This window comes from Ruegeria sp. C6 (genome assembly GCF_056537625.1).
Genome location: NZ_JBQFRW010000001.1, coordinates 873,241 through 884,576, shown reverse-complemented (window position 1 = coordinate 884,576; position 11,336 = coordinate 873,241). Strand labels below are relative to the sequence as shown.

Here is an 11,336-nt window from a genome sequence, read left to right as displayed (position 1 = left end):
CCCCAGCTATTGCACCAAGCGCCCGGACTGCTTACCTAATTCCGCAAACCACTCAGGACCGCAATGAACACTCCGTTTGACGAAGAACCCCACCGACGCCCCGGCCTGTTCTCCCGGCTACGCGCGTCCTTTCTGACTGGTATCGTCGTCATTGCTCCGGTGTGGCTGACCATCTGGTTGATCTGGTCTGTGGTTGGCTGGATCGACAGCGCCGTCCTGCCACTGATCCCGCAACGGTTCCAACCCTCGGAATATGTCGGCATCAACCTGCGCGGCGTTGGCGTGGTCATATTCCTGCTGTTCACGATTATCGTCGGCTGGATCGCAAAGGGCATTCTGGGCCGTTCTCTGATCCATTTCGCCGAGAGTGTCGTCGACCGCATGCCCGTGGTCCGTTCGGTTTATTCCGGGATCAAGCAAATCTCGGAAACTGTGTTCGCCCAGACCGAGCGGTCTTTCGAAAAAGCCTGCCTGATCCAGTATCCGCGCCGGGGCATCTGGGCAATCGGCTTCGTCTCGACAACAGCGCGCGGTGAAGTGAGCGATCGCGCCGAAACCGGGGGCGAGTTGCTAAGCGTGTTTGTCCCGACAACCCCAAACCCCACATCCGGGTTCCTGTTGTTTTTCCCCGCAGAGGATGTGATCCTGCTGGATATGTCCATCGAGGACGCAGCCAAGCTGGTGATCTCAGCGGGCCTGGTTTACCCGAATGACAAAGACCCAACCCAGCCGCCTGAATAATCAACCAAACATTGCGGGCAAATCGACCGTGCTTCGCTGACCCAGATCGTCCTTATGCGCGCTCAGAAACTGATCCGCCGCATCGCGCCCGGACTGTTTCAGCCGGTTCAGCACAACCGGGTTTGGCACGATCTTGGTGGCCGCCGAAAGGTCGTTCATCAAGGCGTCGTCAGCGATCATATGCACCAGCACCCGGCTCATCTCACCAGCCTTCAGCTTGCCTTCGGCCAGAAGCCGTTGAACGAAATTGATCGCACGCAGCTCGCGAAACAACGATGAGTTAAAGCTGATCTCATTGATCCGGTTCTGAATCTGCTGCGGCGTTTTAGGCACCTCATCGCGTTCCAGCGGGTTGATGTTCACAATCACCACATCATCTGGCAAATCTCCACCGAACAACGGATAAAGCGCCGGGTTTCCGGTATAGCCGCCATCCCAATACGCTTCGGTCCGCTCGGATTTCGGGTCATAGATTTCAACCGCCTGAAACAGGTTCGGCAAGCAGGCCGAGGCCAGAATCGCATCGGTCGAAATCTCCTCGCCTGTGAACACGCGAATCTTGCCGCTGCGCACACAGGTGGCGCAGACAAACAGCGCGGGCCCTTCGTCTGCACAAATCTCATCAAAGTTGAACCGATCCACAACCGGGGTGAGCGGATTGCGATAAAACGGCCCATAGGCGTAAGGCGATACCAGCCGCGACCATGCTTCGGCCATCGAGAACGGAACGGAGTACTCTAACGCTTGTGCAACATGAGCAGGCTCAATGCCCCGCATCCAATGGGCAATTCGCATATCGCCGACGGCACCCATGCGTTTCCAAAGCCCATCCAGACAGGCCCGCGCGCCCTCGCGCCCTGCATGCACCATCCCAGATTTGAACGCTGCCCCGTTCAGCGCGCCGGCCGAAGTCCCAGTGATCGCGGCAACCTCGATATCCTCTTCATCCAGCAATCGATCCAGTACACCCCAGGTAAACGCGCCATGCGCCCCACCGCCCTGCAATGCAAGATTGATCCGTTTCATGGTTCCGCCTCTTCATCTGGCCAGAAATACCTCGGGGGTATGGGGGCAGAGCCCCCATGGTCCCTCACAATGCCGTCCATCCCCCATCCACGGATATCGTCGTTCCTGTGATCTGTGCCGCTGCATCCGAGCACAAGAAGATCGTAGTTCCGCCCAGCTGCTCGACCGTGGCAAACTCCTTCGACGGCTGCCGCTCCAGCAGGATGTTCTTCACCACATCCTCACGGCTCATATTGTACTCTTTCATCGTGTTGGGAATTTGCGCCTCAACCAATGGAGTCAGTACGTATCCCGGACAAATAGCATTGCAGGTAATCGGCTCCTGCGCAGTCTCTAGCGCCACGGTCTTGCTCATGCCGACGACACCATGCTTTGCCGCGATGTAAGCCGCCTTGTAGGGCGAGGCCGTCAGACCGTGAGCCGAGGCAATATTCACGATCCGCCCCCAACCCGCCGCGCGCATCATCGGAAGCGCTGCCGCCATCGTATGAAAGACCGAATTCATGTTGATCGCGATGATCGCATCCCATTTGTCCGACGGAAACTGATCGATCGGGGCCACATGCTGAATGCCGGCGTTGTTCACCAGAATGTCACAAGCACCTGCCTGTTCGATCAGTGCACGGCATTCATCGCCCTTGGACATATCTGCCTTGATGTAGCGCGCGTTGGTTCCCGTCTCTTTGCCAATCTCGGTGGCCAGCGCATGATCTTCATCACGGTCGGTGAACGAATTCAGCACCACATCCGCCCCGGCCTTCGCCAGCTCACGCGCGATGCCCAGCCCAATCCCCGAATTCGACCCCGTGACGACGGCTGTTTTGCCCGACAGACTCATGGCACTCTCCTTATGAGTTTTTGTTTCTCAAACACAGTGCCATGCTGCACCTGCAAAGAAAACGGGGAATGATCTGATCCGCGCACCCGCACGAGTTTTGCCAAAAAAAACGCCCGCACGAAGCGGGCGTTAAGTTATTGAGGCAGGTTTCATACAGGCAAGAAACCTATCGAGCAGTAGAACCTTTATAAGCAATTCCACGCCCTCGTCCAAGCTAAAAGTTTGATAATAAGAAAAATCATGGCTACGGTGAATCCCAAACAAAATAAGGCCAGAGCAGGATTGTTTCCAAAATGAGCCCCGATTATCTCCGCCCCCTTCGTCCCGCGATTGTGGGAATCACCTGTATTTTCGCCGCCTCAATGGCGTCAGCAGAATCGGCCCATGGCATAGCTATGTATGGTGACCCGGCCCTACCACCGGATTTTGTGTCGCTACCCTACGCAAATCCTGACGCGCCCAAGGGCGGCAAGGTCGTATTTGGCAATACCGGCGGCTATAACAGTCTGAACCCGTTTGTGCAAAAAGGTACCGCTCCGTGGCAGTTGCGATTTTGGACTCATGAAAGCCTGATGGGCCGCTCCTGGGACGAACCTTTCACTCTTTACGGGTTGTTAGCCGAATCAGTTGAGACAGATTCGGACCGAACTTGGGTCGAATTCACGCTGCGCGAAAATGCTGAATTCTCGGATGGATCGCCGGTCACTGTCGATGACGTGATCTGGTCGTATGAGACACTGGGCACCGAAGGCCACCTGCGATATCGCGGGCTGTGGGGCAAGATTGATAGCATTGAACAGACTGGACCGCGCAGCGTTCGGATCACCTTTAACGAACCGGATCGCGAACTGGCCCTGATCGCCGGAATGCGCCCGATCCTGCAAAGAGCGCAGTGGGAGGGAAAGTCGTTCGCTGACGCTCAACTACACGATATACCCATCGGTTCCGGACCATACGTAATCGATGACTATGAGGCTGGCCGCTATGTGAACCTGCGTCGCAATCCTGACTATTGGGGTGCCGACATCCCCTACCGCAAGGGCACGATGAATCTGGATGACATGCGGATTGAGTTCTACGGAGACGGCACAGTCGCGTTTGAAGCGTTCAAAGCTGGCGAGCTTTCGGCCGTTCGTGAATTCAACGCGGATAAATGGAACACGCAGTACAACTTCCCAGCGGTTCAGCGCGGTGACGTTGTGAAGACGGAAATTCCCCATCAAAAGCCGTCAGGCATGACCGGCTTTGTCATGAACACACGCAAGGCCCCATTCGATGACTGGCGCGTACGCGAGGCACTAACGCTGGCCTTCAACTTCGAGTTCATCAACGACACCATTACAGGCGGGGCGCAGCCCAGGATCATCTCATATTTCTCGGGTTCGGAATTGGGGATGCAACCCGGACCGGCCACTGGTCGTGTCGAGGAATTGCTTCAACCTTATGCCGCCGAGTTGGCACCGGGCACGCTGGATGGATATGAATTGCCTCAAAGCGATGGAACCGAACGCAACCGCCGAAATATCCGCAAAGCGCTTAAACTGCTGGAAGAGGCCGGATGGATCATTCAGGACGGCCAGCTTCGCAACGCCAGCGGTGAGCCGTTTGTGATTGATCTGGTCATCAGCCAGGGCAGCCTGAACGTGGTCCAGGATGTCGACGTGATCGCGGAAATCTACGCCCGCGCCCTCGAACGCCTGGGTATCCAGTTGACAGTCGAGAAAGTAGATGACGCGCAATATACTTCACGCATCGATGCGCAAGATTTTGACATGACCCCGTTCCGTCGTGCGCTGTCGCTCTCGCCAGGCAACGAACAACGCCTGTATTGGGGCAGCGAAAACGCCAACGCTCCCGGGACGCGGAATGTCATGGGTCTGACCTCGCCCGCCGTGGACGGGCTGATCGACGCGATGCTGGCCTCGGAAAGCCACGAGGATTTTGTTGCGGCAACGCGCGCGCTGGATCGTGTTCTGACAGCGGGTCGCTATGTTATTCCTATCTGGAGCTTTGATGTCGGCCGTATCGCCCATGTCAAAGAGCTGAAACAACCCGACACTCTGCCAATTTATGGCGATGGGCCAGAATATATGCCACAGGTCTGGTGGTTTCAGGATTGACGAGTCCTTTCTATTTCCATATTTCATGAATTATGGAAATAGAGATTCATGACAGGCTGAACGCACTCGCACATCCCAAGCGGCTGGATCTGTTCCGGCTGTTGATGCGTCGCTATCCAGATTCCGTAGCTGCGGGTCAGATTGCCGAGGCTTTAGCGCTGAAACCCAATACTGCGTCAACCTACCTGAATGCATTGAAATCCGCCGGGCTGATCCAGCAGTCGCGCAGCGGGACATCATTGCAATATGCCGCCAACTTACCAGCGGTGCGCGGGCTGTTTGATGAGTTGCTGGGCGGTTGCTGTCAAAATCGTCCTGATCTGTGCATGCAACCCTCGGATGACCCCGTTATGGCGTCCCCTGGCCGCGTTATGAATGCGCTTTTCCTCTGCACCGGAAACTCGGCCCGTTCGATCATGGCGGAAGCCATCCTGAACAATGAAGGTAACGGCTTGTTTCGTGCTTATTCGGCAGGAACGGCACCATCGGACGGACCAAATTCAATCGTTTTGGAACTCTTGAAGCAAAAAGACTACGACACGACCTCACTCCGTTCAAAATCACTGGAAGAATTTGCCGCTGCTGATGCCCCAAAGATGGATTTTGTCTTTACCGTCTGCGACCACGCAGCGAACGAGGCCTGCCCCGCTTGGCCAGGACAACCGATAAGCGCGCATTGGGGTCTGCCCGATCCGGTCAAAGTTGAAGGAACCGACGCGCAAAAGCAGCTGGCATTCCAGCAGGCCTACGGATTGCTGCGCAACCGTATCACCGCCTTTGCAAGCCTCCCGTTCGAAACGCTCGACCGCATCTCACTACAGCACAAGGTGGATGATATCGGTCGAATGGCCGAATAGTCCTCGATCAATCCAAGGATACCCCCATGAACATACTGGTTCTATGCACCGGCAACTCGGCTCGGTCGATTCTGCTGGAGTCGCTCTTCAATCACACCGGCGAAGGGCGTGTACGCGCCTATTCAGCAGGCTCCAACCCGACCGGGAAGGTGCATCCGCAATCCTTGACGCTGCTTGGTGCCGAAGGCCATGACGTCCGCGATGCCCGCTCTAAAAGCTGGGATGAGTTTGCAGCAGAAAATGCTCCGGAAATGGACATAGTGATCACGGTTTGCGGCTCAGCCGCCGAAGAGACATGTCCCGTCTGGCCCGGCGCCCCCGTACGCGCGCATTGGGGTGTCGAGGACCCAGCCGCCGCGTCTCAGTCAGACTGGGAAACCGCCTTTAGGACCGCATATGACATTCTTGGGCGCCGCGCCGAGGCACTTCTGGAGCTGCCCATTGAAACCATGGACAGCGTTGAACTCTCGGCCCATCTCAAACGTATAGGAGCCCTGCTGTGAGCGCCCGCCAATACTTTGCCGAATTCCTCGGAACCGCCTTCCTGCTGATCGGCGTTGTCGGATCAGGCATCATGGCGCAAACCTTGTCCGACGGGAACATCGCGCTGGCGTTGCTGGCCAATGCAATTGCGACCGGCTGCATCCTTTACGCTATCATCACTACGCTCGGCCCTGTCTCGGGCGCTCACTTCAACCCTGCAGTGACATTGGCCTTTGCGCTGCGCGGTGAACATCCCTGGCGTGCGGTCACCCCTTACATGCTTGTTCAGATTGCCGGAGGTATCGCGGGGGTCTGGGCCAGCCATTACATGTTTGACCTGCCGATTCTGCAAACTTCGGAAACGATGCATCGTACCGGGGCACATCAGTGGTTTTCGGAGATTGTCGCCACTTTGGGTTTGCTCTTTGTGATTTTCGGCGGAATTCGGCACAAGCCGGACACGGTACCAGCCCTTGTGGGCCTCTATATTACCGGCGCCTACTGGTATACGTCTTCCACAAGTTTTGCTAATCCGGCCGTTACCATCGCAAGGGGCTTTACGGATACCTTTGCGGGGATATACCCTGCGCACATTCCGATGTTCATAATTATGCAGTTAATTGCTGTATTTATCGGACACAAAATACTGAACTGGTTATTCGAACAAGCAGAATAACGGACCGGCCGCCACTCACTTTACAGCAGGTCCGTGGGCCCGTTGCGGTATCTCCGCAGCGGGTTTTTTGCATCTTATCTCCCGACTCCGGCTGCGACATTTTGTCATGTCTGCAGCAACGCACGGCGCTCCGTAGGCTGTCTTGGGGGAGAGCAATCCTGAAACACCAACTAAGGAAGGCTCGCAGATGCTAAACTGGGCTGATCTGACGCAAGACTGGGACGCGTCATATGCGCGTGCAAAACGTAGGTTTCCGAACCTGCGGGATAGGGATATGGCGCGCGTTGGCGAAGATCGCAAACAGTTCGAAGCTTACCTGGCCGAGCGTCACCACCTGACCGTAAACGAGGCGCGCGAAGAGCTTGAGGATTTCCTGTTCACCGAAGCATTGAACCGCGAAGCGGCTCAAGCCCTAAGCAAGTGACGTCACCCACAGGATCGTCGCATCCTCATCACTGACCGAAATGACGTTATGCCCCATGCTGCCGTCGTAATAAGCGCTGTCGCCGCGGCGCATTTCGACCGGCTCATAGAACTCGGTAAACAACCGCACCACTCCGGTCAGAACATACAGAAATTCCTCACCATCGTGACGCACCCAGCCGTCAAATTCTTCCATCGAGCGTGCACGTACACGGGCGCGATAGGGCAGCATCTGCTTTTTGGTCAGCGTTTCTGCCAGCAACTCATGTTCGTAGGTGGTGGTCGCATGGGCCGCACCCCCGCCCATCTTGGTCACTGCCATTCGACCGATCACCTGATCGCGTTGTGGCGGCGTAAAAAGCTGAGGCACCGAAATCTCCAATCCGGTCGCCAGCTTTTTCAAAGCATCATAGGTCGGAGACATCTGACCATTTTCGATCTTGCTGAGTGTCGACCGGGCCAGACCCGCCTGACTCGCCGCCTGTTCCAGCGTCCAGTTGCGGGCTTTACGCAGTTCGCGCACGCGCGCGCCCAGATCGACCGGCTCCAACTCGGTGTTGACACCATTGTCGCGGGCAATTCTGACGATAGATTTATGATCATTGGTGGCCATGGGTCTTTCTATAGGGCGAGCATGCCCTGCTTGCAACGCGCCTCGCACGACGATAGCCAGTTCTCATGTTGTCGATCTTTGATCAGGGGCCGCCCGCGCCCTGCCCGCGCCCGTTCAATCTTGCCGCGCATGTGCTGCGCCATGCGCAAAGTTCAGCTGAGAAGACCGCGCTTTCGGTGCTGGGATCGGATGGTGCAACAGACTGGACCTATGGCGATCTGCATTCGGCGATAATGGGCACCGGTGCAGGATTGTTGCAGAGCGGCCTTCGCGCCCAAGACATTGTTCTCATGCGATTGGGCAATACCGTCGATTTTCCGATCGCCTATCTGGGCGCAATCGCCGTGGGGCTGGTCCCCGTGCCCACCTCATCACAACTGACCGAGCAAGAGACGGCAAAGATCATCGACGATCTGAAACCCGCCGCTATTTTGCGAGATCCCCAGGTCGCCTGCGCGCCGCACCCGGATCAGATCATGCTGCCTGAACTGGCCCGGATGCGATCACTGCCACCTGCAAGATTTGCCATGGGAGATCCCGAGCGGCTGGCCTACGTGGTCTACACTTCGGGCACTTCGGGCAAACCCCGTGCGGTTGCGCATGCACACCGCGCCATCTGGGCTCGGCAGATGATGGTCGACGGCTGGTATGGCCTGAAATCCTCGGACCGGCTTTGCCATGCGGGGGCATTCAATTGGACCTACACGCTGGGCACCGGCTTGATGGACCCTTGGGCCATTGGTGCAACGGCTCTGATCCCTGAACCCGGGACAGACATACGCGATCTGCCTGCCCTGTTGAAACAACATCGTGCCACCATCTTTGCAGCCGCACCGGGGGTCTTTCGGAAGATGATGCAAAGTGACGCGCATCCCGGCCTTCCCGATCTGCGCCACGGCCTTTGCGCCGGGGAAAAGCTGTCGCGACACCTGCATGAACAATGGGTGCAGTCCACCGGCACCGAGCTTTATGAGGCTTACGGCATGTCCGAATGCTCGACCTTCATCTCATCCAGCCCAAGCCACCCGGCACGCGGCACAGCGTTGGGGCAGCCGCAGCCCGGGCGTCGGATTGCCATCCTCGGGCCGGATGGCCCTGTGCCACAAGGTCAGGAAGGTACAATAGCCGTACATCGCGAAGATCCGGGCCTGATGCTAACCTATCTGAATGCCCCGGACGAGGCCGCTGCTCGGATGCAGGGGGATTGGTTCCTGACCGGTGATCAAGGCGCGATGGCCGTTGATGGGCAAATCACCTATCTGGGTCGAGATGACGACATGATGAATGCGGGCGGATATCGCGTTTCCCCGGTCGAAGTCGAGGCGGCCTTATCCACCCATCCCGAGATCACCCAGGTCGGGGCGGCTACGGTCGAGGTAAAACAGGACAGTTCGATCATCGTTGCCTTCTACACTGGCCCCGAAGAACTGGACGCGGCGGACCTGCACGCCTATGTGTCTGACAAGTTGGCGCGCTACAAACAGCCGCGTGCCTTTGTCCATCTGCCCGCCTTGCCCACCGGAGGCAACGGCAAACTTCTGCGCCGCGCCCTGCCGGCCTATTTCAAGGCGACGACCGAATGACACACACTGTAAAGCTCGACATCATGTCCGATCCGATTTGCCCCTGGTGCTATATCGGCAAGACCCATCTGGACAAAGCGCTCGCCGAAGTGCCAGACCACCCCTTTATGATCGAGTGGCACCCCTTTCAGCTGAACCCCGATATGCCCGACGAGGGCATGGATCGGCGCGAATACCTTGAACGGAAGTTCGGCGGTAAGGACGGAGCAGTTCGCGCATACGCTCCCGTTGTCGAACATGCCGAAAACGCAGGTTTGAATATCGATTTCGAAGGCATGAAACGCACGCCCAACACGCTGGATGCCCACCGCCTGATCCACTGGGCGGGGATTGAGGGCAAGCAGGATGCCGTGGTCGATGCACTCTTTAATGCTTACTTCGTCGAGGCGCGTGATATTGGTGATCATGAGGTGTTGGCTGATGTCGCCGACAGCGTCGGCATGGACGCAGCGGTCGTACTGAAACTGCTGCAGTCAGACGCCGACCTAGAAGATATCCGTAACCGCGACAGCCATTCACGCGAAATGGGCGTAAATTCGGTTCCCACATATATCGTTGCAAACCAGCACGCCGTTCCGGGCGCGCAACCTCCTGAATTGTGGGCAAAAGTGATCTCTGAGATCATGTCTCAGATTGAGGCTTCCCCTGCAGAATAGCACATACCCCTGTGCATTTCTGATCTAGTCCAACCCGAAACGCCGTGATAGCGCATTCGGGAAGGAGTTCCCCATGGCCGACCGCATGTCCCGGGGCGAATTCATTGCGTTGATCGCGATGATGTTCGCCACGATAGCCTTTTCGATCGATTCAATGCTGCCAGCCCTGCCCGAGATCGGCGCAGAGCTCAGCCCCTACGATCTGAACAAAGCACAGTTGATCCTGACCTCTTTTGTGCTGGGCATGGGGATCGGCACATTCTTTACCGGGCCAATTTCCGATGCGGTCGGGCGCAAGCCGGTGATTTATGGTGGTGCCGCTCTCTATATACTTGCCTGCGCTGTTGCGTGGTCGAGCTCATCGCTTGAACTGGTGCTGGCTGCGCGCATCGCGCAGGGCCTCGGGGCGGCCGGGCCGCGCGTTGTGGCTATGGCGATCATTCGCGACTTGTTTTCAGGGCGCGAGATGGCGCGCATCATCTCGATTGCGATGATGATCTTTACTCTGGTCCCCGCCGTGGCACCGCTGCTAGGCGCAGGCGTTATTGCACTGGTCGGCTGGCGCGGCATCTTTGTGTCCTTCATCATATTCGCCACGATCATCGTGATCTGGATGGCCACGCGCCTGCCTGAATCTCTGGCGCCCGAAAACCGACGCCCCTTCCGCCTGCCCCTGATGATTGCGGCAGTGCATGAGATGTTCGCACACCCCACCGTACGCCTCTCGATCCTGGTGCAGACCCTTTGCATGGGGTTGCTGTTCACCATGCTAACGATGGTTCAGCCGGTTTTTGACGTCATCCATGATCGGGCAGACAGCTTTCCCTTCTGGTTCGCCTTCGTGGCGCTGATCTCGGGTTCGGCCAGCCTTTTGAACGCCGCCGTGGTCGTACGCGTCGGGATGCGCCGTATGGTGACCTGGGCCTTGGGCGCGCAGATTCTGATCACAAGCGCCGTCATCATCCTGAACATGACACCACTTTCACCGGGCGCGTCATTTGCTGTTTTTGTGGCGTGGCAGACCTCGATCTTCTTTATGGCCGGTGTAACCATGGGCAACCTGAACGCCATTGCCATGGAACCTATGGGTCATATCGCGGGAATGGCTGCCTCGGTCATTGGATCGATCGCCACAATTCTGGCGGCTGCCATCGCGGCCCCTATTGGGCTGTTATTTGACGGGTCGATCACACCGCTGACGACCGGAGTACTGACGATGTGCATGCTTGGCTTCGGCCTGATGCTACATATGGGCCGGATCGAAAACAGACTGCCCGCCTGATCTGTGCAGAGCCGCTGAAACACGCTAACCTTCCCGCA

12 protein-coding genes are annotated in these 11,336 nt (G+C 57.3%); 9 read left to right on the top strand and 3 right to left on the bottom strand.

What is annotated here, in order from left to right:
• Positions 1 to 63 precede the first annotated feature (63 nt).
• Positions 64 to 741 (top strand): DUF502 domain-containing protein, encoded by a 678-nt coding sequence (locus tag ACR0MJ_RS04370; protein ID WP_170396909.1) that lies wholly within the window; start codon positions 64 to 66, stop codon positions 739 to 741.
• Here the strand turns inward: ACR0MJ_RS04370 and ACR0MJ_RS04365 are convergent, their stop codons facing one another.
• Entirely contained in the window at positions 742 to 1,767 is a 1,026-nt protein-coding gene (locus ACR0MJ_RS04365) for a patatin-like phospholipase family protein (protein ID WP_480759435.1), read from the bottom strand. It abuts the gene before it with no gap.
• Positions 1,768 to 1,831: 64 nt separating this feature from the next.
• On the bottom strand, positions 1,832 to 2,605 hold the full coding sequence (locus tag ACR0MJ_RS04360) for a 3-hydroxybutyrate dehydrogenase (protein WP_170421879.1): 774 nt from the start codon (positions 2,603 to 2,605) through the stop codon (positions 1,832 to 1,834).
• A gap of 293 nt (positions 2,606 to 2,898) precedes the next feature.
• Here ACR0MJ_RS04360 and ACR0MJ_RS04355 point away from each other — a divergent pair, with 293 nt between their 5' ends.
• The 5 genes from ACR0MJ_RS04355 to ACR0MJ_RS04335 all read left to right on the top strand — a co-directional run bounded on the left by ACR0MJ_RS04355 (position 2,899) and on the right by ACR0MJ_RS04335 (position 7,165).
• Complete coding sequence (locus ACR0MJ_RS04355) at positions 2,899 to 4,725, top strand: extracellular solute-binding protein (protein ID WP_480759432.1); 1,827 nt, start codon at positions 2,899 to 2,901, stop codon at positions 4,723 to 4,725.
• Between the two features lie 32 nt (positions 4,726 to 4,757).
• Positions 4,758 to 5,582 (top strand): arsenate reductase/protein-tyrosine-phosphatase family protein, encoded by an 825-nt coding sequence (locus ACR0MJ_RS04350; protein ID WP_480759428.1) that lies wholly within the window; start codon positions 4,758 to 4,760, stop codon positions 5,580 to 5,582.
• A gap of 26 nt (positions 5,583 to 5,608) precedes the next feature.
• Positions 5,609 to 6,085, top strand: a complete 477-nt coding sequence (locus ACR0MJ_RS04345; protein WP_170396900.1) for an arsenate reductase ArsC — start codon at positions 5,609 to 5,611, stop codon at positions 6,083 to 6,085.
• Positions 6,082 to 6,741 (top strand): MIP/aquaporin family protein, encoded by a 660-nt coding sequence (locus tag ACR0MJ_RS04340; protein WP_170421892.1) that lies wholly within the window; start codon positions 6,082 to 6,084, stop codon positions 6,739 to 6,741. Before ACR0MJ_RS04345 ends, ACR0MJ_RS04340 begins: the two co-directional genes overlap by 4 nt.
• Positions 6,742 to 6,928: 187 nt before the next feature.
• Positions 6,929 to 7,165, top strand: coding sequence for a hypothetical protein (locus ACR0MJ_RS04335; protein ID WP_170396893.1), 237 nt, complete (start codon positions 6,929 to 6,931; stop codon positions 7,163 to 7,165).
• On the opposite strand, the gene ACR0MJ_RS04330 is transcribed toward ACR0MJ_RS04335, so the two are convergent.
• Entirely contained in the window at positions 7,154 to 7,777 is a 624-nt protein-coding gene (locus ACR0MJ_RS04330; RefSeq protein WP_170396891.1) for an XRE family transcriptional regulator, read from the bottom strand. The genes ACR0MJ_RS04335 and ACR0MJ_RS04330 overlap by 12 nt on opposite strands.
• Before the next feature lie 65 nt (positions 7,778 to 7,842).
• Between ACR0MJ_RS04330 and ACR0MJ_RS04325 the strand changes: the two genes are divergently transcribed.
• The 3 genes from ACR0MJ_RS04325 (at position 7,843) to ACR0MJ_RS04315 (ending at position 11,298) form a co-directional block, all read left to right on the top strand.
• Positions 7,843 to 9,360 carry a class I adenylate-forming enzyme family protein gene (locus tag ACR0MJ_RS04325; protein WP_480759426.1) on the top strand — a complete coding sequence of 506 codons (1,518 nt, stop codon included), beginning with the start codon at positions 7,843 to 7,845 and terminating at the stop codon, positions 9,358 to 9,360.
• Positions 9,357 to 10,016, top strand: coding sequence for a DsbA family oxidoreductase (locus ACR0MJ_RS04320; protein ID WP_480759424.1), 660 nt, complete (start codon positions 9,357 to 9,359; stop codon positions 10,014 to 10,016). The genes ACR0MJ_RS04325 and ACR0MJ_RS04320 overlap by 4 nt, the downstream gene beginning before the upstream one ends.
• Before the next feature lie 73 nt (positions 10,017 to 10,089).
• Positions 10,090 to 11,298 (top strand): multidrug effflux MFS transporter, encoded by a 1,209-nt coding sequence (locus tag ACR0MJ_RS04315; RefSeq protein ID WP_170636174.1) that lies wholly within the window; start codon positions 10,090 to 10,092, stop codon positions 11,296 to 11,298.
• Positions 11,299 to 11,336 lie beyond the last annotated feature (38 nt).